The organism is Allobosea sp. 10N428 (assembly GCF_056394545.1).
The window spans coordinates 41574-63284 of record NZ_JBFTIC010000012.1 but is presented as its reverse complement, the minus strand read 5'-3'; the positions used below and the strand labels follow the sequence as shown (position 1 = coordinate 63284).

At 66.2% G+C, this 21711-nt stretch carries 22 protein-coding genes; 10 read left to right on the top strand and 12 right to left on the bottom strand.

Annotation, left to right across the window (positions count from 1 at the left end; translation table 11 throughout):
- Window positions 1-31: 31 nt before the first annotated feature.
- From AC1DDA_RS24810 to AC1DDA_RS24780, 7 genes are all read right to left on the bottom strand, one after another.
- The gene (locus AC1DDA_RS24810; RefSeq protein ID WP_441514126.1) at window positions 32-574 is read right to left on the bottom strand and encodes a flavin reductase family protein; all 543 of its coding nucleotides are present in this window, start codon (window positions 572-574) and stop codon (window positions 32-34) included.
- Window positions 571-1677: an LLM class flavin-dependent oxidoreductase gene (locus tag AC1DDA_RS24805; protein WP_476797780.1), complete on the bottom strand. Its 1107-nt coding sequence runs from the start codon at window positions 1675-1677 to the stop codon at window positions 571-573. The genes AC1DDA_RS24810 and AC1DDA_RS24805 overlap by 4 nt, the downstream gene beginning before the upstream one ends.
- 41 nt (window positions 1678-1718) lie before the next feature.
- A complete protein-coding gene (locus AC1DDA_RS24800) occupies window positions 1719-2981 on the bottom strand; it encodes an LLM class flavin-dependent oxidoreductase (RefSeq protein WP_441514128.1) in 1263 nt (420 codons plus the stop codon).
- 17 nt (window positions 2982-2998) lie between these two features.
- Window positions 2999-3970 carry an LLM class flavin-dependent oxidoreductase gene (locus AC1DDA_RS24795; RefSeq protein WP_476797779.1) on the bottom strand — a complete coding sequence of 324 codons (972 nt, stop codon included), beginning with the start codon at window positions 3968-3970 and terminating at the stop codon, window positions 2999-3001.
- A gap of 20 nt (window positions 3971-3990) precedes the next feature.
- Window positions 3991-4617, bottom strand: a complete 627-nt coding sequence (locus tag AC1DDA_RS24790; protein ID WP_441514130.1) for a GNAT family N-acetyltransferase — start codon at window positions 4615-4617, stop codon at window positions 3991-3993.
- A 387-nt stretch (window positions 4618-5004) separates the two neighbouring features.
- Window positions 5005-5355, bottom strand: a complete 351-nt coding sequence (locus tag AC1DDA_RS24785) for a DUF3088 domain-containing protein (RefSeq protein ID WP_441514131.1) — start codon at window positions 5353-5355, stop codon at window positions 5005-5007.
- Between the two features lie 102 nt (window positions 5356-5457).
- On the bottom strand, window positions 5458-6384 hold the full coding sequence (locus AC1DDA_RS24780; RefSeq protein ID WP_441514132.1) for a LysR substrate-binding domain-containing protein: 927 nt from the start codon (window positions 6382-6384) through the stop codon (window positions 5458-5460).
- Between the two features lie 425 nt (window positions 6385-6809).
- Between AC1DDA_RS24780 and AC1DDA_RS24775 the strand changes: the two genes are divergently transcribed.
- The 9 genes from AC1DDA_RS24775 to solA all read left to right on the top strand — a co-directional run bounded on the left by AC1DDA_RS24775 (window position 6810) and on the right by solA (window position 16919).
- Window positions 6810-7781: an MsnO8 family LLM class oxidoreductase gene (locus tag AC1DDA_RS24775; protein WP_441514133.1), complete on the top strand. Its 972-nt coding sequence runs from the start codon at window positions 6810-6812 to the stop codon at window positions 7779-7781.
- 34 nt (window positions 7782-7815) lie between these two features.
- Window positions 7816-9168, top strand: coding sequence for an LLM class flavin-dependent oxidoreductase (locus AC1DDA_RS24770; RefSeq protein WP_441514134.1), 1353 nt, complete (start codon window positions 7816-7818; stop codon window positions 9166-9168).
- Window positions 9165-10343 carry a M20 aminoacylase family protein gene (locus AC1DDA_RS24765; protein WP_441514135.1) on the top strand — a complete coding sequence of 393 codons (1179 nt, stop codon included), beginning with the start codon at window positions 9165-9167 and terminating at the stop codon, window positions 10341-10343. Before AC1DDA_RS24770 ends, AC1DDA_RS24765 begins: the two co-directional genes overlap by 4 nt.
- 14 nt (window positions 10344-10357) lie before the next feature.
- The gene (locus AC1DDA_RS24760; protein WP_441514136.1) at window positions 10358-10885 is read left to right on the top strand and encodes a GNAT family N-acetyltransferase; all 528 of its coding nucleotides are present in this window, start codon (window positions 10358-10360) and stop codon (window positions 10883-10885) included.
- Window positions 10886-10912: 27 nt separating this feature from the next.
- Window positions 10913-12682, top strand: a complete 1770-nt coding sequence (locus AC1DDA_RS24755) for an amino acid ABC transporter permease/ATP-binding protein (RefSeq protein ID WP_441514137.1) — start codon at window positions 10913-10915, stop codon at window positions 12680-12682.
- Between the two features lie 43 nt (window positions 12683-12725).
- Entirely contained in the window at window positions 12726-13667 is a 942-nt protein-coding gene (locus tag AC1DDA_RS24750; RefSeq protein ID WP_441514138.1) for an ABC transporter substrate-binding protein, read from the top strand.
- Window positions 13668-13744: 77 nt separating this feature from the next.
- Window positions 13745-14665, top strand: a complete 921-nt coding sequence (locus AC1DDA_RS24745; RefSeq protein WP_441514139.1) for an ABC transporter substrate-binding protein — start codon at window positions 13745-13747, stop codon at window positions 14663-14665.
- Between the two features lie 7 nt (window positions 14666-14672).
- Window positions 14673-15692 (top strand): LLM class flavin-dependent oxidoreductase, encoded by a 1020-nt coding sequence (locus tag AC1DDA_RS24740; RefSeq protein WP_476797778.1) that lies wholly within the window; start codon window positions 14673-14675, stop codon window positions 15690-15692.
- A gap of 39 nt (window positions 15693-15731) precedes the next feature.
- Window positions 15732-16919 carry an N-methyl-L-tryptophan oxidase gene (solA, locus tag AC1DDA_RS24735; protein ID WP_441514141.1) on the top strand — a complete coding sequence of 396 codons (1188 nt, stop codon included), beginning with the start codon at window positions 15732-15734 and terminating at the stop codon, window positions 16917-16919.
- Window positions 16920-16967: 48 nt separating this feature from the next.
- Here the strand turns inward: solA and AC1DDA_RS24730 are convergent, their stop codons facing one another.
- From AC1DDA_RS24730 to AC1DDA_RS24720, 3 genes are all read right to left on the bottom strand, one after another.
- A complete protein-coding gene (locus AC1DDA_RS24730; RefSeq protein ID WP_441514142.1) occupies window positions 16968-17135 on the bottom strand; it encodes a hypothetical protein in 168 nt (55 codons plus the stop codon).
- A 761-nt stretch (window positions 17136-17896) separates the two neighbouring features.
- Window positions 17897-18919: a PAS domain S-box protein gene (locus AC1DDA_RS24725; protein ID WP_441514143.1), complete on the bottom strand. Its 1023-nt coding sequence runs from the start codon at window positions 18917-18919 to the stop codon at window positions 17897-17899.
- A 32-nt stretch (window positions 18920-18951) separates the two neighbouring features.
- A complete protein-coding gene (locus AC1DDA_RS24720) occupies window positions 18952-19248 on the bottom strand; it encodes a hypothetical protein (RefSeq protein WP_476780957.1) in 297 nt (98 codons plus the stop codon).
- 131 nt (window positions 19249-19379) lie between these two features.
- On the opposite strand from AC1DDA_RS24720, the gene AC1DDA_RS24715 reads away from it, so the two are divergent.
- Window positions 19380-19796, top strand: coding sequence for a LysR substrate-binding domain-containing protein (locus AC1DDA_RS24715; RefSeq protein ID WP_476797794.1), 417 nt, complete (start codon window positions 19380-19382; stop codon window positions 19794-19796).
- Window positions 19797-19854: 58 nt separating this feature from the next.
- On the opposite strand, the gene AC1DDA_RS24710 is transcribed toward AC1DDA_RS24715, so the two are convergent.
- Together AC1DDA_RS24710 and AC1DDA_RS24705 are read right to left on the bottom strand one after the other, a co-directional pair.
- The gene (locus AC1DDA_RS24710) at window positions 19855-20739 is read right to left on the bottom strand and encodes an ABC transporter permease (protein ID WP_441514144.1); all 885 of its coding nucleotides are present in this window, start codon (window positions 20737-20739) and stop codon (window positions 19855-19857) included.
- Window positions 20736-21677 carry an ABC transporter permease gene (locus AC1DDA_RS24705; RefSeq protein ID WP_441514145.1) on the bottom strand — a complete coding sequence of 314 codons (942 nt, stop codon included), beginning with the start codon at window positions 21675-21677 and terminating at the stop codon, window positions 20736-20738. The genes AC1DDA_RS24710 and AC1DDA_RS24705 overlap by 4 nt, the downstream gene beginning before the upstream one ends.
- Window positions 21678-21711: the final 34 nt, after the last annotated feature.

Below are 21711 nucleotides of genomic sequence, written 5' to 3'. Positions count from 1 at the left end.
TTGCACCACTGTGTCTTGCGGCCATCCTTCACTAAATGCCGGCGCCGGCCTGCAATTCGTCGTCGAGCTGGCCGTAGACGCCGCGCCAATAGAGCAGCGCGCCCTCGTTCTGGGCGTGGCTGATCGCCTTGATGCGCCCGATGAGGATCGTGTGGGAGTGACGCTCGAGCGCCTCTTCCGTGTCGCAATCGATGACGGCAAGGGCGCCGTCGAGCGTCGGGGCCCCGGTCACGAGCGTCCCCCAGTCCGCACCGGCGAAGCGGGCCTCTCCTTTGAAGCCGCCACGCCCCGCGAAGTGGTCGGCGATCGGTCTGTGCCGGGCGCCGAGCACGTTGATCGCGAAATGGCCGGCCGCCTCGATCACAGGCCAGGCCGAGGCTGTGCGGTTGACGCAGACGATCACCGTCGGCGGCTCTGCGGATAGCGCGGTGACGGAGGTCGCGGTCAGGCCCGCCCTGCCGCCGCCATGGCAAGCGGTGACGATGCTCACCGCGCCGGCCACATTCCGCATCACGGATTTGAAGGCATCCGTCGCGATGTCGTCCGCCGTGAGGCGGGTGGGCAAGTAGTTCATGTCGCTCCTCGATCGGCCGATCGGGCTCTCTGGCCGTTATGCAACAGGGGCAGCAAGGTCCGGCCCTGCCGTTCGATCTCGCGTAGATAGGGTGTGTCCGACAGGATGAACTTGGTGATGCCCAGATCGCGGTATTTGAGCAGGGACTGCGCGACTTCTTCCGCCGAGCCGACCAGCCAAGTCGTCCCCGCGCCGCCACCACCGAACTTTCCGGGCGTGGTGTAGAGAGCGCTGTCGAGCACCCCACCGCGGGCCTGCAGGTCGAAGAGGCGCTGTTGGCCGACTGCGACGCCGCGCCGGTGATCATTCCAGCTCGCACCGCTGCCCGTCGCCATTTCCGCGACCTTGGCCTCGGCCGCAGCCCAGGCCTCGGAAGAACTGTCGCGCACGAGCGTGGTGATCCGTAAGCCGAATTCCAGAGGAGGCAGATCGCGGTCCAGCCGCCTGGAGAGCGCCTTGAGACGCTCGATCCGCTGACGGATGTCGTCAAGCGGCTCGCCCCAGAAGAGCTGAACGTCCGCCTCCACCGCTGCGACGCGCTCGGCCGCCTCCGAGGCACCGCCGAAATAGAGCGGCGGATGCCGCCTATCGCCGCTGACGCGGATGCGGGGTTGGGCCGTCGAATCCGTGACCCGAAAATACGCGCCTTCGAAGGTCACATTCTCCTTCGTCCACAGGCGGCGGATGAGACGCATGAACTCCCGCGTCCGCTCGTAGCGGTGGGCCTGGTCGCCCTCGCTGTCGCCATAGGCGGCAAGGTCGTCCTTGCCGGAAACGATGTTGAAACGGACCCGGCCGTCGCTGAGACGGTCCAGCGTCGCGCCGGCCGCGGCAAGATGAGCCGGGCGCCAGTAGCCCGGGCGGATCGCAATCAGTGGCTGGAACCGCGTCGTGCGAACGGCGAGCGCGGTCGCGAGCGTGAAGGTGTCGGGCCGTCCCCAACCCGTGCCGATCAGCGCGCCGGCCCAGCCGTTTTCCTCCAGCGCCCTGGCATGGCGCGTCAGCGTCTCCAGGCTGTTGTGGTCGGCGCTGACGGTGTCGCCGCGATGCCCGAAATCGACGGCGTTGGGGATGTAACAGAGATGCTCCGTCGTGGCGCTCATGAGGCCGATCCGTTCATTCATCGCCGCCTTCGGCCGCGGCGTCAGGCCGCGAGGCCGAGATGGTCGCGCAGCGACGTGTGCTGATAGTCGCGGCGGAATACGCCGCGATCCTGCAGCACCGGGATGACCTTCTCGACGAATTCGTCGAAACCGCCCGGCGTAAGATGCGGGGCGAAGACGAAGCCATCGGCCGCGTCCTCCTGCACATGGCGGTCGATCTCTTCTGCGATCTGATGCGGCGTGCCGATGAACTGCTTGCGCTCGGTCACGCGGATGATGAGGTCGCGGATGCTGAGCCCCTCGTCTTCGGCCAGTTCGCGCCAGGCCTTGGCGGTTTCGAGCCTGTCATCGTAGCGGTTCGCGCGGCCTTGAGCGAGTTGGGCAGAAACATCCGGCTCGATCTCCGGCAAGGGGCCGTCGGGATCGCAGGCGGAGAGATCGCGATTCCAGACCTGCTCCAGAAAAACGATCGCGCCCTTGGGGCTGACCTGCTGGAGCCGGATGGCGCGGTGGCGCGCCTTCGCCTCCTCCGGAGTGTCGCCGAGAACGAAATTGGCCCCGGGCAGGATTTTCAGCGAATCGCGGCTGCGGCCGTACCGGGCGAGGCGGTCCTTGGCGTCGGCATAGAAAGCCTGCCCCTCATCGAGCGTGCCGTGGCGCGAATAGATCAGGTCGGCATGGCTTGCTGCGAGCTCGCGTCCGGCGTCGGAATCGCCGGCCTGCGCGATGACCGGCCTGCCCTGCGGCAAGGGCGCGGCGTCGGTCGTCCCGGCAATGTCGAAATGCGCTCCATGGGCTTCGAATGCACCGCCGCCCCATATCTTGCGCGCGGTCTCGATGAAATCGCGGGCGCGTTCATAGCGCTGGGCGAAGGGCAGATGGTCGCCGCGCCGGAAATTGGCGCCGGTGAATGCCCCGGGAGAGGTCACGACGTTCCAGCCCGAGCGGCCTTCGGAGAGGATGTCCAGCGTGGCGAGCTGGCGCGCCAGCGGATAGGGCTCGTTGAAGGTCGTGGTCAGTGTGCCGATGAGACCGACATGGTGGGTAACCGAGGAAAGCGCGGTCAGGATGGCCAAGGTGTTGGGGCGACCTGCCACGTCAAGCTCGTGGAAACGGCCCTTCTGCTCCCGGATGCGCAGGCCTTCGGCAAGGAAAATGAAGTCGAATTTGCCGCGCTCCACCGTCTCGGCAAGGCGGTGGAAGGACGAGAAGGCGATCTGGCTGCCGGCCTGAGGGTCGCTCCAGACGGTGAAATTATTCACGCCGGGAAACTGCGCGCCGAGGATGACCTGTTTCCTGCTCATGACATCAACCCTCGTCTTCAGGCCGCGGATGCGTAGCGGCTGGGCGTCGCCGGCAGGCCGAAGCGCCGCCGCAGCGATCCTCCGGCCGCCGGCCGCACGAGACCGGCTGCGCGCAGTGCCGGCGCGGTATGGGTCGCGAAGGCTTCAGCCTCCTCCGGCGCGCCCGACAATGTGAGGCTCACCGCGCGCGCACCGGCCGCGGCGGCCCGCCGCAAAGCCGCGAACAGGGTATCGCTCTCGCCGAGCTCGGCCACGATCAGCGTCTGCTTCGCGCCGGGGCGCTCCCTGAAGGCGGCGATGTGCGCGATCCCCAGGACGGTGAGGTCAGCCTGGACGGCCGTCGTATCGTCATCGCCGGGGGCCCAGCGCGCGGCGACGACCGGCTGCCCCTGCGGCGGGCGCGGGGTGATCGAGGGACCGAGAACCTTGAAGGCCTCTCCTGCGAAGTCGACGTAGTGCAGCTTGCCACCGTCGAGATAGCGCTGCGTGCGGGTGTCCCGGATGACCGCGTCGTCCTCCCAACTGTCCCAGAGGCGCCGGACGACGTCGATGGCGTCGGCGAGATCACGGTCGAGCGCCTTTTCGCTTCCGGCATCGGGAAAGCCGTTGAGACGGCCGATCGCCGCGAATGCCGCCGCGTTTCGTTCACTCCGCAAACGTTGCACGAGCAGGCCGGCCCGGCCTTCGCTGACATGGTCGAGCGTCGCGATCGCGGTCGAGACATGGAAAGGCTCGGCAAGGTTGAGCGCCGCTCCCGCGATGAGGCCTATCCGCGGCGCCAGGGGCGCCAACCAGTTGGCGAGCAGGGTGGCGTCCGGGCCGTCACCGTCCGGGCGGCCGAAGCCGTCCTCCAGAACCGCGAATTCGGCCACGCCGTCGAGCGTCGTGATCAAACGCGCCCAGCGTTGCCGCCAGTTCGTCGCAAGGCCGTGGGCGCGGCCGCCGAGATCCACTGTAACGCCGAGGATGAGCGGTTCGATCGGGTTCATGTCGTTGGTCCGGAGAGGGATCAGGCGGCCAGCACGCCGTGATGGGTAAGGCGCGCCAGGATGCGGGCTTCCTGCTCTTGCTTAATCACGGCCACGCGTGCGGTCGCGGCCTCGAGCGACTCGGCCGGCGGCTTGACCGGCGAGGCGTCCGGGCGCGCGGCCGCGCGGCCGATCTGCTTCTCGAAGGGCAGGGAGCGATAGAGAGCCGGATCGGCCGCAACGTCGAAGAGCGGCCGATAACCCAGCTTGAGATAGAGCGCGGTCGCTTCGGGTTGGCGGAATCCGGTCGTCAGGTAGGCGCGCGTATAGCCGAGCGCTGCGGCGCGCACCTCGAGCTCCGCGACGACGCGCTCGGCGAGCCCCTGGCGGCGAACGTCGCCATCCGTCCAGATGCGCTTGAGCTCGGCGGTCTCGTCGTCATGGCTCATGAAGGCGCCGCCGGCGATCGTGCGGCCATCGCGCTGCAGGAGGATGAAATCGCCTAACGGGGGCTGGAAGGCCTCGGACGGATAGCGGAACAGTTCCGAGCGGGCGCCGCCCGGCCGGCTGTTGGCGCCGTAGCGGCCGTCATATTCCCGGATCAGCCCCTCGACGAGGGGGTGTGCCGGATCGTCGTGATGCGACGACCGGATGAAGACGTCAGTCATGGTGAGATCTCCGTGAACGGCCTTTTCGCGACGCGCGGTGGCATCGGCGCGGCAGGACAGCCTTTCCACCATCGGCCGGCCGGTCGCTGGTGCGCGATCGTTGCCGGTGCCTATGCTGGACAGATCAATGCCCTGGAAGAAGGCAGACGATGCAATTCAATGGCTCGCGCGGCTGATCTGTCAAATTCAATGATCGCATATGCTTCTTCTCGATAATAATAATGGCGGATACCGAGAATGCACTTCCGATGCATTGCTGTAACGCATTGAAATTATTCTATCGCAGCGAGGCATGGCGCTTGCCTTTTTCTCGAAAGCATTCACTGAAGCCCCTGCCTGGGAGATGCCGCCAGCATGTCCGTTCCGCTCGCGCCGGGCGTGCCGGCCTCAGTGCGGCCAGGGCGTGCCGTGCCGTTCGGCCAAAACTTCGAGAATGCGGCGCGTGTCGTTGAGAAAGCGGCGGCCGTCGCTCTCAAGGGCATCGGGCGGAGCGGTGGATGCGTCGGCGAAAACGAGGACCGGCAGGCCTTGATGGGCTTCGTCCAGCGCGGCGATGACCGCCTCGCGCGGGCGAGCGAAGGGCACGCGCCGGACTTCGACGGCGTCCTTCAAGGCGGGAAAGCTCGCCAGCACACCTTCGATTTGATTGCAGAACGGGCAGAACCAGAGCTTGCCCGGCAGCTTGGGGTCGGCGAAGCCGGGTTCGATCAGGAAGATGGTGTCGCGCGGCGTGCTCATGATGTGACGGCTCCGTTGCGGAGGAAACGGCCGATCGGCCGTCGAAGAAGACCACACGCGTCGCAGGTCGATGACCTGCTGGACGCGTGTGACCGGCTGGACTCATCGCGGCTCAGAGCCGACCGCGGCGCGCACCGTCGCGGCTGTCAGCTCCGGCCGGCAGAGTTCGATGAAGCGCTGGGCGTAGCCGGGCAGGAAACGCCCGCGCGGCACGGCGATGTAGGAGGTCGCCTCGGGAAACAGATCGTCGGCGATCTTGACAAGATCCTCGTCCCGTTTCGGATCGAAGGCGATCTCAGTGACGATGCCGAGCCCCAGCCCGAGAGCCACATAGGACTTGATCACGTCCGTATCGATGGCGTCGACGACGATGTCCGGTGTCAGGCCTTGTTCCCGGAACGCCGCGTCGATCAGCGGCCGACCGGTGAAGCCGAGGCCGTAGGTCACGATCGGCCGCTGCGCGATCGTCGCGAGGTCGAGCCCGGTTCGACCGGCGAGGGGGTCTGAGCGGTCGGCGATGACGATGTGGCGCCAAGTGTAGTAGGGAAAGGTCGCGAGTTCGGCGGCGCTCGTGAGGCTTTCGGTCGCGATGCCGATATGGGCTGAACCCTCGCGCAGGCGGGTGACGATGTCGCCGGGATCGCCCTGGCTGATCGAGAGCCTGACCTGCGGAAACTCCGACCGGAAGCGCTTGACGATTTCGGGCAGGGCGTAGCGCGCCTGGGTGTGGGTCGTGGCGATCACGAACTCGCCCGCCGACGGGTCGCGGAGATGGCCGGTCACGCGCTTGATGCTCGTCGCGTCGGCGAGAATGCGCTCGACATAGCCGAGCACGGCGCGCCCGGCCTCGGTGAGGCCCAGCATGCGCTTGCCGCGCCGTTCGAACAACGCGACGCCGAGTTCGAGCTCGAGATCCTTGATGTGCTTCGAGACACCGGATTGCGACGTGTTCAGCGCGGCCGCGGCCTCGGTGAAGTTGAAGCCGCTGCGGACGGCCTCCTGAACAATGCGGAACTGCTGGAGATTCATCGATCAGGAAGGGAAGTTGGCGATCCGGACGCGTGGGCGAAGACCGCGATCATAAGGGGTGAGCGCGAGGGGGTCTTTCCGAAGTCGACCCCACCCGGAGGAGGACTTCCGCCATGATGCGGGGCTGGCGAATGCGCTCTTCTGCGGGTCTCTCGTTGCGATGGCCGCGGGCTGTGGCTGAGCAGACGGCCCGGATGGCCGCGCCCTTTTGCCGGACGCCCCCGAGGAGCTAGGGCCTTATCGCGAATTTTGGTTGCGGCAGAGAAGAAGTTCTCTCCGATCGCGATTTAGAGGAGAAGCAAGCGTTCGGATTCCGAGTGTTATCGACGCTGACGATAAGAAAATTCTCAATCCTTATTTCGCCGGACGGTCGCGCGCCGTGACAATCGCCGCCTCTCGCCCTCGATGGGCCTGCGGAGCGAAACATGATTTACGCGCTGAGCCTGCTAGACAAGAGTCCGATCGCGGACGGCTCGGATCCCGAGCAGGCGCTTGCCGATTCCGTCGCCTATGCCCGCCACGCCGAGCGGCTGGGCTACCATCGCTTCTGGCTGGCCGAGCACCACGGCAACGGCGAGGTTGCAGGCGTCGCGCCGGAGATTCTGGCGGCCTGGATCCTCGCTTCGACCGATCGCATCCGCGTCGGCTCCGGCGGGGTGATGCTGCAGCATTACAGCCCGTTCAAGGTCGCTGAGAGCTTCAAACTGCTCTCCGCCCTTGCACCCGGCCGCGTCGATCTCGGCATCGGCCGGGCGCCGGGCGGGCTTCCTCTGGCGACGCAGGCTCTCCAGTCCCGTCTGGACCGCTCAGTGCCGCCGGATTTCACTGCTCTGGTCGAGGCGCTCGAGGGCTATTTAAATGACGATCTCGCCCGGCCGCTCGCCCGCGCTACACCGCGGCGCATTCTGCTTGGCGGCTCGCCGGAGAGCGGCGCTCTCGCCGCGCGGCTCGGCTGGGAATTCGTCTTTGCCGGTCATTTCAACGGTGATGCCGCGCTCATCGAAGCCAGCCTCGGGGCCTATCGAGCCGGGGGCGGCCAAGCGCCGGCGCTGGCGGTTCATGCCTTCGCGGCATCGTCCTCGGCGGCGGCACGGGAGGCAGTGCGGGAGACGCGCATCTTCCGCGTGACGCTCTCGGATGGTCGCGCGGTGAATCTGCGCAGCCGCGAGCAGGCAGAGAGCTTCGCGCGCGAGGCGGGCGACGCAAACTTCACCGTCCGCGAGACCCATCCCCACGTCATCGCCGGCACCGGCGAGGAGGTGCGCGCCGAGCTCGATGCCCTGGCGACGCGCTTCGGCGTGGCGGAGGTCGTGCTCGACAACCCGGTCCGCGACGCGGCCGCGCGCCGGCACTCCATCGAGCTGATCGCCGCCGGCGCCCAGCGGGCCGCAGCCTGATCCTGCATCCCTCTCCAACCCGACGAGGCCCCCCATGAGCGCGAACGCCGCGAAACCCGTCTCCTTTGGCATCATGCTTCAAGGCGCCGGCGGGCATATGAATTCCTGGCGTCACCCGTCCGGCCCAGCGGACGCCAGCGTCAATCTCGACTTCTACGTCGAGACCGCCCGCAGGGCGGAAGCCGCCGGCATCGCCTTCGCCTTCGTGGCGGACGGGCTCTACATCAACGAGAAGTCGATCCCGCATTTCCTCAATCGTTTCGAGCCGCTGACGATCCTTTCGGCGCTGGCGGTCGCGACGACGAAGATCGGGCTCGCCGGCACGGTCTCGACCTCCTATTCGGATCCGTTCACCGTCGCCCGGCAATTCGCCTCGCTCGATCAAATCTCGAAGGGCCGCGCCGGCTGGAACGTCGTTACGACCCCGTTGGAAGGCTCGGCGACGAACTACAGCAGACCGCATCCCGAGCACGCGCTGCGCTACGAGATCGCCGACGAATATCTCGAGGTGACACAGGGCCTCTGGGATTCCTGGGATGAGGACGCGGTCGTCAGGGATCGTAAGAGCGGCCGTTTCTTCGATCCGGCCAAGCTGCACCGGCTCGACCACAAGGGCCGCTTCTTCCAGGTCGAGGGGCCGCTCAATATCGGCCGGTCGAAGCAGGGCCAGCCGGTGATCTTCCAGGCTGGCTCGTCGGACGCAGGCATCAAGCTCGCAGGCAAATATGCCGACGCCGTCTTCACCCATTCGCCCTCGCTCGAAGAGACGAAGGCCTTCCGCGACCAGGTGCGCGTCGCCGCCGTCGCCCATGGCCGCAGCGCCGACGACGTCAAGGTCTTCCCCGGCATCGGGCCGATCGTCGGGCGCACGGCCGAGGAGGCGCAGGCGAAATACGAGGTCATCCGCAACCTGATCTCGATCGACGACGCGCTGGCCTATCTCGGCCGCTATTTCGATCATCACGACTTCACGCAATACCCGCTCGATGCGCCGTTTCCCGAGCTCGGCGACATCGGCAAGAACAGCTTCCGCTCGACGACCGACCGCATCAAGAAGACTGCGCGGGAGCAGAATCAGACCTTGCGCGAAGCGGCGCTTGCGGCCGCGACACCCAAGCCCAATTTCATCGGCACCGGCGCGCATGTCGCCGGGGAGATCATTCGCTGGATCGACGCTGGGGCGGCGGACGGCTTCATCCTCGGCTTCCCGGTGACGGCCGAGGGGTTCGCCGATTTCGTCGAGCTGGTCGTGCCCGAGCTGGAAGCGCGCGGCCGCTATAGCCGCGATCTCGCGGGCGAAACCTTGCGCGACCATCTCGGCTTGCCGTTCAAGGTGAGCCGCTATGCGCAGGCGCAGCCCGCTCAGGCGCTGGCGGTGGCCGGATGAACGCGCCGGTCCGCAATCCGTCGCCTGTCCTTCCCGAGGTCGCGGAAGAACTCGATCGCTTCATCGCGCTGCGCCGTCATTTCCACCAGAATCCGGAGCTCTCGACGCAGGAGAAGGAGACGGCCCGGCATATCGCCGAGTTGCTGGGCGAGTGGGGCTACGACGTCGAGACCGGGATCGGCGGCGAGGGCGTCGTCGGCACGCTGCGTGTCGGAACCGGCACGAGGGCGCTGGGCATCCGTGCCGACTTCGACGCGCTGCCGATCGCCGAGGCGACGAACCTGCCGCATGCGAGCCGGAATGCCGGCGTGATGCACGCCTGCGGCCATGACGGGCATACCGCGATCCTGCTCGCCGCCGCCCGGGCGCTCGCCCGGCGCAAGCGCTTCGACGGCACGCTGCGGCTGATCTACCAGCCGGCCGAGGAGATCTCCGTCGGCGCCAGAAGCATGATCCGCGACGGCCTCTTCGAGCGCTTCCCGGTCGATGCGATCTTCGGCCTGCACAACTGGCCGGGGGTGCCCGAGGGCGTGTTCGGATTCGTGGACGGCCCGGCCATGGCGGCGGTGGACAAGGCCGTCATCAGGATCGTCGGCCACGGCTGTCACGGCGCCGCGCCGCATGAGACGGTCGATCCCGTGCTCGCCGCTGCCCATGTGGTGACGGCGCTGCAGAGCCTGGTCTCCCGCAACGTTCCCCCGCTGGAGGCAGCCGTCGTCACGGTCGGCTCGATCCATGGCGGCACGGCTTCCAACGTCATTCCGGATTCGGTCGAGCTCCAGGCGACGATCCGCAGCTTCTCTCCCGAGGTGCGCCGGCTCCTCTCCGAGCGCCTGCCGGCCCTGGTGAAGGCGCAGGCCGAGGCCTTTGGCGCGACGGCGGACGTCGAATACCGGCTGGGAATGCCGGCCGTGGTCAACCATGCGGGCCCATCGCAGTTCGCGCGCGAGACGGGGCTCGCCGTCTTCGGCGCCGCCGGGGTGGAGCCGAATCTGGCGCCGCGGACGGCGAGCGAGGATTTCGCCTACTTCCTCGAGGAGCGGCCCGGCGCCTTCCTCTTCGTCGGAGCGGGCAAGGGGCCGCCGCTGCACTCTCCCCAATACGACTTCAACGACGCGCTGATCGCGCCGGCCGCGCCCTACTGGACGCGCCTCGCCGAGCGCTTCCTCGCCTGATGACGGAGAATCCGATGACGGATTTGTTTGTCTCGACCAGCCCGGAAGATCCGCTGGCGCAGCCCCTGATTCAGGATCTGATCCGAGAATATGACGGCCGCTATGGCGATGTCCCCGGCCGCGACCCGGCTGTCGTCGAGCTCCATCGCTACCCGCCCGAGCTGTTCCTGCCGCCGCGCGGCCATTTCCTGCTGTTGTTGCGAGGCCGGGAGCCTATCGCCGGCGGCGCCTTCATGCCTCATGCGGAGCCCGAGACGGCCGAGGTCAAGCGTGTTTGGGCGCGCTCCGATCTGCGCCGCCAGGGGCTGGCCGCCCGGGTCGTGCGCGAACTGGAGCGTTTGGCGCTGGAACAGGGCTACCGCCGCTTCTACCTGACGACCGGCAGCCGCCAGCCGGAGGCTGTCGAGCTCTATCGATCGCTCGGCTACGAGCCGCATTTCGACCTGAACGTCGACGCCGGCAAGTTCAGCCATCTGCCCTTCCGCAAACGCCTCGTCGCGTCGATCGACCTGCCCTTTGAGGCCTTCGCCGTTTCGGCCTGAGCCCCCATCCCGTCACAGGATCCAGCCATGACCCTCGCCCTCGACGGCAACGCCGCGACCGTTCCCCCGACGTCCGTGCATGCGGGACGCGCCGGGCTCCGGATCGTTCCGGCCCGTAATCCCTGGCGCATCGCCGGCGGCGCTTTCGCAATCATCGTCGTCGTCGCCGTGCTCAATTCGGTGCTGGGCAATCCGCGCTGGGGCTGGGACGTGTTCGCCGAGTGGTTCTTCGCGGAACCCGTGCTGGTCGGTCTCGGCCGGACGCTGCTTCTGACGCTGCTCGGCGCTCTGCTCGGCTTCACCTTCGGGGCGCTTCTGGCGCTGGCGCGGCTCTCTGGCTCGGCCCCGCTGGCGGCGGTGTCCTGGACCTTCGTCTGGATCTTCCGCTCGATCCCGTTGATCGTCCTCCTGCTGATCCTCAACAATCTCGGCTATCTCTACGAGACCGTCTCGCTCGGCGTGCCCTTCACCGGCTGGACGCTGTTCTCCTACCCGACGACACAGCTCATCAGTCCCTTCATGGCGGCGGTGCTCGGCCTGACGCTCAACCAGGCCGCGTTCTCGGCCGAGTTCATCCGCGGCGGCCTGCTTGCCGTCGACCAGGGCCAGCACGAGGCCGCGGCCGCGCTGGGCCTGCCGAAGCGGCGCCAGTTCTTCCGCATTGTGCTGCCGCAGGCGATGCGCTCGATCACGCCGACCGCCTTCAACGACATCATCGGCCTCGCGAAGGGCACCTCCAACGTCTACATCCTGGCGTTGCCGGAGCTGTTCTACACCGTCCAGGTCATCTATCGCCGCAATCTGGAGGTGATCCCGCTGCTGATGGTGGCGACGGTCTGGTATCTCGTCATCCTGACCGCGCTGTCGGTGGTCCAGTCCCAGATCGAGCGCTATTACGCCCGCGGCGCGTTACGCCAGCGCCCGCCCTCGATCTTCGACCCGCTGCTGCGGCGCTTCGCGCGCGGCAGCGCCTCGGCCGCGGCGACGCCCACCGTGCCGGGCGAGCCTGTCGCACAGGCCCCGCTCGCCCATCGCCGCGGCGGCGAGATCACCATCCGAAGCGTCTCCAAGAGTTTCGGTGAGCTCAAGGTGCTCGACGACGTCTCGCTGACTCTGCCTTCGGGCTCGGTCACCGCGATCATCGGCCCGTCCGGCTCGGGCAAGTCGACGCTGCTGCGCTCGATCAACCATCTCGAACGCCTCGATCGCGGCGCGATCACGCTCGACGGCCAGCTCATCGGCTATCGGCAGCAGGGCGAGCTCCTCTACGAGCTGAAGGAGCGCGAGGTACTTAGCCGGCGAGTCGATGTCGGCATGGTGTTCCAGAACTTCAACCTGTTTCCGCATCTGACGGCGCTGGAGAACATCGTCGAGGCGCCAATCCATGCGCGCCGCACGACCCGTGCCGAAGCCGAGGCCGCGGCCCGCGAACTTCTCGCCCGCGTCGGCCTCTCCGACAAGGCCAATGCCTATCCGCGCCAGCTCTCGGGCGGGCAGCAGCAGCGCGTCGCGATCGCCCGCGCGCTGGCGCTGAAGCCCAAGGCGCTGCTCTTCGACGAGCCCACCTCGGCGCTCGACCCCGAACTGGTCGGCGAGGTGCTGGCCGTCATCAAGGAGCTGGCCCGTTCCGGCGCGACCCTCGTCATCGTCACCCACGAGATCGGCTTCGCCCGCGAGGTTGCCGACCAGGTCGTCTTCATGGATGGCGGCCGCATCGTCGAGGCCGGCCCACCAGAGCGGGTGCTCGACGCGCCCGAACAGCCGCGCACCGCGGAATTCCTCGCCAAGGTGCTGTGAAGCCCCACCGCCTCCATCCCCCTCTCGACCGAAAGGCCCGACCATGACCTCGTCGAACGCATTTTCCCGCCGCGCCTTGCTCGGCCTCCTCGCCGGAGCCGCGCTATTCCCCTCGCTCGCCTTGGCGCAGCAGAGCTTCGACCTGACCGCGGCGCAGAAGGGTCAGCAACGCGCCGAGGCGGTCCCCGAGGCGATCAAGCTCTTGAAGGATGTGAAGCTCGCAAAGCCGGGCACACTCACCATCGCCACCACCGGCACTCGCTTACCCTTCGGCATCAACGCGACCGACGACCAGAAGGTCATCGTCGGCTCCGAGCCCGACATCGCCCGGCTCGTCGCCGACGGCCTCGGCCTGAAGCTCGAACTGGTGCAGGTGGCCTGGGCCGACTGGCCGCTGGGCGTCACGTCCGGCAAATACGACGCGGCGATCTCGAACATCACGGTCACCGAGCAGCGTAAGGAGAAGTTCGACTTCTCGACCTACCGCAAGGACCAGCTAGGCCTGTATGCCGGCGCCAAGAGCGGCATCAAGGAAATCACCAAGCCGGAAGATATCGCAGGGCTTAAGGTCATCGTCTCGTCGGGCACCAACCAGGAGCAGATCCTGCTGCGCTGGATCAAGGCCAATGAGGCCAAGGGCCTCAAGACCACCGAGGTGCAGTATTACGACGACGATGTCGTGCTCTATCTCGCGCTCGATTCCGGCCGGGCCGACGTCTATTTCGGGCCGAACGGCATCCTCGGCTTCAAGTCCGCGCAGACCGGCACCACCCGGCTGGTAGGCTCCTTCTCGGGCGGCTGGCCGGAGACCGCCGAGATCGCCGTGACGACGAAGAAGGGCGCGGGCTTCGCGGATGCGATCGCCGCCGTCATCAACGCTCAGATCAAGAACGGCAACTACCAGAAGTCGCTGGCGCGCTGGGGCCTCGCGGCAGAGGCGATAGAACTCTCCCGGGCCAATCCGGCGGGTCTGCCCAAGAGCTGACCTGCGCGTCTTCGCCAGCTTTCTTCCCCTCGATCTACGGGGCGCCGGTGGGCGCCCCCTTCGCTCGGAGACCCGCCATGATCACCCGCAGAGCGGCCATCGCCGCCGCCGTATTCTCGCTCGCGGCGCCTGCCCTCGCCCAGTCGGTCTACGACCTCAATCCCGAACAGCCAGGCCGGCCGCGCGTGCAGCCCAACCCGGCCGCCATCACGGCAATCTCGAAGGACTTCAAGTTCGTGGAGCCCGGCGTGTTCACGGTGGCGACCAACGCCAGCACGCCGCCCCTTGCAACCTATGCGACCGACTCCAATACGCTGGTGGGTGCGGATCCGGATGTCGCCCAGCTCATCGCCGACAGCCTCGGCCTCAAGCTCAAGCTCGTACCGACACCCTGGGCCGACTGGCCGCTCGGCGTGATCTCCGGCAAATACGACGCGGCGATCTCGAATATCGGCGTGACGGAGCAGCGCAAGGAGAAGTTCGATTTCTCCAGCTACCGGCTCGGGCTGCATGGCTTCTTCGTCAAGGCCGACAGCAAGGTCGAGAAGATCGCCGAGCCGAAGGATCTGGCAGGCCTGCGCGTCGTGCTCGGCGCCGGCACCAACCAGGAACGCATCCTGCTTGAATGGAGCAAGCAGAACGTCGCCGGCGGGCTCAGGCCGATTGAGCTCATCGCCTTCGACGACGAGGCCAATCGCCTGCTGGCCCTGTCCTCCGGGCGCGCCGACGTCATCGTCCAGCCCCATGCGCAGCTTCTCTTCATCCAGCAGCGCGACCGGAACATCAGGCGCGTCGGCGTGCTCAGCGCCGGCTGGCCCGAGCGCTCGGACGTCGCTGTCGCGACCCGGAAGGGGGCCGGCCTCGCCGAGGCGATCACGATCGCGCTGGACGGCGTGTATCGCGACGGCCGCTTCGACGCCGCTCTGAAGCGCTGGGGCGTCGAAGAGGAGCGCCTCGACAAGCCGCAGACCAATCCTCCCGGCCTGCCGAAATATTGAGGGCGCGATGGTTATTGCCTCGCTCGGCTTCCTGACACCCGGCACCTTTACCCTGGACGATCCCGCCGCCGGCCTCGAGCGAGGGCTCGAGTTGTTCGCGCTGGGTGAGCGCCTCGGCTACGATTCGGCTTGGGTCCGGCAACGGCATCTCGAGCGCGGCGTCTCCTCGGCCGCGACCTTTCTCGCCGCCGCAAGCCAGCGCACGCGCCGGATCGAGCTCGGTACGGCGGTCATCCAGCTCGGCTACGAGAATCCGTTCCGCCTCGCCGAGGATCTCGCCACGGTCGACGCTCTGTCCCACGGGCGCCTGCAAATTGGGATCAGCGTCGGCGCGCCCGCCCATTCCGACTATCTCGGCGCGCATTTCTTCGACGGCGTTCCCAAGGCCGCCGACTACGGTTACGAACGGGCGCTGCGCCTGCGCGAGAACCTGCGCAGCCCGCTGCTGGGCGACGAGCATGCGGTGATCGCCTCGCCCGCCGGGCCGCAGCGGCCGCGCCTGCATCCTGTCGCGCCCGGACTCGACGAGCGCCTATGGTACGGCGGCGGCTCGTTGCGCTCGGCCGCCTGGGCCGGGCACAACGGCTTTGATCTGCTGACCGGCAACATCGTCCAGGGCGAGACGACGGATCGCTTCTTTGAGGCCCAGCAGCACATCGTCGAAACCTTCCTCGACGCCTGGTCCGGCGCACGTCCGCCGCAGATTGCGCTGGGGCGGGTCATCGTTCCGACGGATGGCGCCGATGTCGCCTCGCGCCGCCGCTACGCGGATTATGCGCAAGGCCGGACGGCCCGCACTCTGGACCCGCAAGGACCGAAGCGTACGCTTTTCGCCCCCGATCTCGTCGGCAGCACCGACCAGATTCTGTCGCAGCTGCGCAGCGATCCGGTCCTGCCTCATGCGACGGCCTTCAGGCTGGAGCTGCCCTATGATTTCGAGCTCGCCGAATACCAGCAGATCCTGGACGACGTGCTGCGCCGCGTCGCTCCGGAGCTGGGCTGGCGGCGGCCGGCCGTAGCCGCCTGAGCGGCCAGTTCGTGTCGTGCCACTGCAAGGTCGCCTCCCATGAACAACCGTCTGACGGCGGACATCGTCGTACTCGGCCTCGGCGCCATGGGCGCCGCCAGCCTTTTCCAGCTCGCCGCACGGGGAGCGGACGTCCTCGGCGTCGACCAGTTCCGGCCACCGCACGAGCTGGGCTCGAGCCACGGAGAGACGCGCATTACGCGCCTGGCTGTCGCAGAAGGATCGGCGCTGGCCCCACTCGTGCGTCGGTCACACGAGATCTGGGCGGAGCTCGAAGAGCGCAGCGGGGAGAGCCTGTTCGGGCGCGTCGGATTTCTCGCCATATCGAGCGAGGTGCCACGGCCGAGCCCGGCCGATTTCGTCGAGCGCACGCTTGCCGTCGCGCGTGCAACTGGCACGCGCCATGAACTGATCGGCGCGGACGAAGCAGGTCGCCGCTATCCCTGGCTGAGCCTGTCCGAAAGCGACCGCGTCTATTACGAACCGGAGGGCGGGTATCTCAGCCCGGAGCGCTGCATCGCAGTCCAGCTCCGTCTCGCCGAGGCATCGGGCGCGCGCGCGGCTTTCGACACGCGCGTAAGCGAGATCGTGCCGCATGGCGATCATGTCGAGCTGCGAACGGGGCGTGGCACGATCGCGGCTGGCCAAGTCGTGGTCAGCGCGGGTGCCTGGGCCGGCCGCCTGCTCGGCCCCCGCATCGCGAGCCTGCTACGGCCAACCCGCGAGATCCTGCACTGGTATCGGGTCGATCCCTCGGTGCCGGCGGGCTGGGACGAGGCCCCGGTCTACATCTGGTCCTACGGCCCGCGCCCGGAGGACGGCTTCTACGGCTTCCCAGCGCGGGACGGCGCGGTGAAGCTCGCTCACGGTGAGAAAACGCACGGCGTCGATCCCGACGATTTCGACCGCTCGAGCGAGGATGGAGAATCCAGAGCCTTCTATTCGCGTGCGGCAGAAGGTCGGCTGAAAGGGCTGCGGATCGGCGAGACGCGGCGCAAGACCTGCCTCTATACAGTCTCGCCCGACAACGGCTTCATCATCGATCGCTGGCCGGACAGCGAGCGCGTGCTCGTGGTGTCCCCCTGCTCGGGGCACGGCTTCAAGCATTCGGCAGCAATCGGCGAGGCGGTCGCCCAGACGATTTTCGATGGCGCGAGCGGCATCGATCTGTCGAGTTTCGGGTTGGCCCGGTTCCGCGATCGCACCGAACTGCCGATCTCCAGATGAGCCGGTGGCGCGACGCTGCCCCCCGGATGGGGTGGCCGCCGCGCCGGTTCATTCCACGTAGGAGAGATAGCGTTCGCCGCTGTCGGGGAAGATCACCACGATGGTCTTGCCGGCATTCTCGGGCCTGGCAGCCAGCGTCAGCGCGGCAGCGGCCCGATCCGAAAAGAGTTTCGGCGGCCGATGCTTCGCCTCTCTGTCCCGCTCGCGCTCCTGCATTCGCTTAGCCTGCGCTCGTGCTTCATGTGAGCCCTCTCTGACGCCGCAGCCCAAGAACCCCAGTTGCCCAGAACAGTTGCATCCTTCCCGCGAAGGATGGCCCGCACGGCCGGGCCCACGCTTTCCTCCAAAACACGTCCATGAACCGTATCATGCTTCTCGCCTTGGGATCGCTGTCGCTTGCCGGCTGCCAGACGCCGATCCGCTGGGCGTGGCGTTGGCGCGACGGTCCGCCGACGCTGCCGCCACCTAAGCCGCACGGCGGATAGGAACGAAGGATGCGGTCGCGCGTTCCGCCTTCGAGACACCTCGAATCCTCACCTGGCGCCGTCAGCCTCGGCTGTCGGGGCCTTTTTTGTGCGAACGGACCCCGCCAGAGAGCTTGGCGTTTGGCCATAAATAATGGGATCACCCTATGCCTGGATATCGTTTCACCACCGACAACGGGAGGTGGACAAGGCGACGAGGCTTTGGTCTACCCCGATGACAAAGCCGCCGCGCACGCCGCTCAGGAAGCTTTGGCCGACATGGCCAAAGAGGAGCTCCTGACGGTCCGGCGCTGGATCTCAGCGCGTCTGTCGAGAAACATGATGGTCAGCCCGTTTACCGTGCAACTTTAAAATTCAGGGGCGAGACGGCCGAGTAAGCTCAAGGAGCGGCGGCCGCAGACGACGTGTCCACCGATGACGCGGTCGAAGCAGTCCAGGGGGCGCTGGATAGTCGCCAAACGTAGGGCGGTGTTGCAAGCCGATTGAGGCCCATCAAGCTAGGGACGTTTTCGGAATAGAGAGCGAAAGGGCCAGACCTGACTCCTGCCAATCTCGCTCGACGGTAGCGTGTAATGCGCCAGCCAATCCTTGCTCCAACCTGCTACCGAAACCTGCAGCTCGTAGGACGGGGGCAGGTCCGCCCATCTCCTTCCAGGTCAGTATGAGGTCATCATCGGAACGAGAAATCTCGATCATGAGACGGCCGGCATCCCTGGACAATGATCCATGTTTTGCGGCGTTCGTAGCCCATTCGTGGAGCAACAGAGCCAAATTGGTGACGGCCTTTCCCCCTATTTCACAATCGTCGCCGCAGACCTCGATCCGGTCATCGAGGGCGTAGGGTTCCAGGATGACTTGGACGAGCGAACGAAGCGTCAAGTGCCCGGAATCGGGCCCGTGGGAACGGTCCGCGAGGATCAGTTCGTGGGCCCGAGCCAACGAAGATAGTCTGGCCTGCAGCCCATCGATAACCTCGGCTTGATTACCCTTCGAGCGGGCGCTGATAGAGACGATTGCCGTTGCCAGGGCGAACAGGTTTTTGATGCGATGATGCATCTCGCCGATCAGCAGCTGCTGTTGCTGCTGAGCTCTCAGGCGTTCGGTGATGTCACGGGCAATTTTAGAAGCGCCGACGATTTTACCAGCTTCATTACGGATGGGCGAAATTGTCAGCGAGATGTCGATCAGTGAGCCGTCCTTGCGTCGACGTTGGGTCTCGAAATGATCAACGCGGTTGCCCTTCTGGATCTCCGACAGAATCATCGGCTCTTCATTCAGCCTGTCGGGCGGAATTAAGATGGTGACGGATCGGCCTATTACTTCTTCGGGCGGGTAGCCGAACAGCCGCGTCGCGCCGCCATTCCAGCTCTGGATAATTCCGTTCAAGTTCTTGCTGACAATCGCATCATCCGATCCGTCGATGATCGCTGCCAGCCAGTCTCTAGGATCTGGCGTACTCGCGCTGTCGTCTAATTCTGGCCGCAGAACTGCCGAAACTACCATGCTATTCGACAATCTAGCCTCCGCCATATTGTACAAAGGCAACGCTACCGCATGAAATCGCTGCTTTGCTTCGCCGCGCGCGCTATCCGGTGAATCCAGACGCGAACACTATTTTGACGATTGGCCTTATCTGACGCTACCTTGTCAAGTTGCACACTGGTAAGGGAGCGATACTGTTGCTCTGCTTCAACACTGAACTTCACCTCGCCGCCTCGTCGTTCGGCCGTGGTTCGAGCAGCTTGCACCGCCTCTTGGATATGGGGCGAGTGGCCATAGGTCGCCCCCGTAACATCGCGGTAGGCCCACACCGGGCCGACGCGGCAAACTAGAAGCTTCTGCATTCGCGTGTTCCAAAGCAGGTCTGTAAACGCCCCAAATTTACAAAGGTTCCCGCGCATTTCCCTGGGAGGAAGCATAGCCGCTGGCCTTTAGGGGGCTGCGGTTGAACGGGCGATAGGATCAATTCTTTTGCCTGCTGCCGGCCGTAACGAAGGTTCTCGCCGACTATCGCGATATCATTATCGAGATCGTCACGACCTATGAGCTCTCGGACGTCGTCGCCGAGGCGTTCGACGCCGCCGTCAGGCTGGGCGAGCACGTCGCCAAGGACATGGTCGCGGTTCGGCTCGGGCCCGACATCCCTATGGCGATCGTCGGGACGCCCGGCTACCCCCCAGCTCAGCCCGCTCCGGCCATGCCGCAGGACCTCGTGGGCCACCGCGGCATCAATCTGCGCCTGCCGACGCCAGGCACGGTCAATGCTTGGCGACTCGTCCAGGATGAGCGAGAGGTCCGCGCGCGCGTCGATGGGCCGCTGGTCTTCAATGCTGTCAGCGCATACGGGCTCGACTATAAGACTGACGCGAGCCAATACACTGCGCTTCGTTAATGGAGCGATCGGACGAGCGATCGCTTTATCAAGATTACAGGCTGTGTGACATGTTGGTTCAATAGATTCTACGCGGGTCGAGGGCATCTCGCAGCCCATCCCCGAGGAGATTGACGGCAAGCACTGTGGCCGAAAGGAAAGCTGCCGGGATCAGCACGATATAGAACTTGAGCTGCCAGAGCGTCCTGCCCTCCGCCATGATGTTTCCCCAGGACGGTGTAATCGGCGGCGTCCCTGCGCCGATGAAGGACAGCACGGCTTCGGTGACCATCGCCGCCGCGCTGATATAGGTCGCCTGCACAATCAGGGGAGAAAGCGAGTTCGGCAGGATGTGGCGGACGATGATCCGGGGCGTACTCGCACCGGCGGCCGTGGCGGCCTCGACATAGGGCTGCTCGCGTAGGGAGAGAACCGTCGAGCGGACCAGGCGCGTCACGCGCGGGATCTCGACGATCGTCAGGGCGACGATCACGTTGATGACCGAGCCCTTCGTGAGAGCCATCAGCGCGATCGCCAGTAGCATCGACGGGATCGACATCAGCCCGTCCATGATGCGCATGACGACGACGTCGACGCGCTTGATGAAGCCCGCTATCAGGCCGATCAGCAGGCCGCCGGCCGACGAGAGGATCGCGACCGAAAACCCGACCAGCAGCGAGATGCGGGCGCCATACAGGACGCGGGAATACAGGTCGCGCCCGAGCATGTCGGTGCCGAAGAAGAACTGGGCGGAAGGCTCGCGCAGCCGGCGCGCCAGCGACGTCGCCGTCGGGTCAATCGTGCCCAGCATCGGGGCCAGTATGGCGATCGCGACCATTGCGATCAGGACGGCCGATCCGAACGGGATCGTCGGATGCCGCCGCATCAGCTTGAGCGCCTCGGCAAGGCGGGAGCCTTCGGAAGACCTGCCAACGGTGCCGGCGTGGAGCAGGGAGGAGTTCAATAGCGGATCCTCGGATCGACGAGCGTGTAGATAAGGTCCACGGCCAGGTTGACGAGCACGTAGACGAACGAAAAAATCAGCACGAGCCCTTGGATGACGGGGTAGTCGCGGCGCAGGATGGCATCGACGGTCAGCCGCCCCATGCCAGGTATCGTGAAGACGGTTTCAGTGACGACCGTGCCGCCGATCAGCGCGGCGAAACCGATGCCGATAACCGTGATGACCGGCACAGCACCGTTCTTGAGCGCGTGCAGGAACAGGACGGAGTGAGGGCCCAGGCCCTTGGCGCGCGCGGTCCGGACATAGTCCTGCTGCAGGACCTCCAGCATCGATGCGCGCGTGATCCGGGCGATCAGGACGATGTAGACGAAACCGAGCGTGACGGCGGGCAGAATGAGGCGTTGCAGCCACGGCCAGAGCCCTTCCGACAGCGGCGAGTAGCCCTGCGGCGGTAGCCATTGCAGCTTCAAGGCGAAGGCCCATGCCAGGATGTAGCCGACGACGAAGAGCGGTACCGAGAAACCGACCACCGAGACGCTCATGATCGTCCGGTCGATCCAGCTGCCGCTCTTCCAGGCCGCAACCACGCCGAGCGGGACGGCGATGCAGACCGAGAGCAGGAGCGTCAGCAGCATGACCGAAACAGTCGGCCCAACCCGCTCCGCCATCAGCGCCGTCACCGGCTGGCCCGTGAAGACGGAGTTGCCAAGATCGAAATGGACCAGCCGCCACAGCCAGTTGCCGAATTGCACGAGGAAGGGCTGGTCCAAGCCGAGGCTCTGCCTGATCCGCTCGATATCCGCCGTTGAAGCCTGGTCCCCCGCGATCATCGTTGCGGGATCGCCGGGTGCGAGGAACAGCAGCGAGAACACGGTCAGCGCGACGACCAGCATGACCGGTATCGTCGCGAGGATGCGTTTCAGGATGTAGGCGAGCATGGAGCGGTCTCCTCATGCCGCAGGGAGGGCGAAA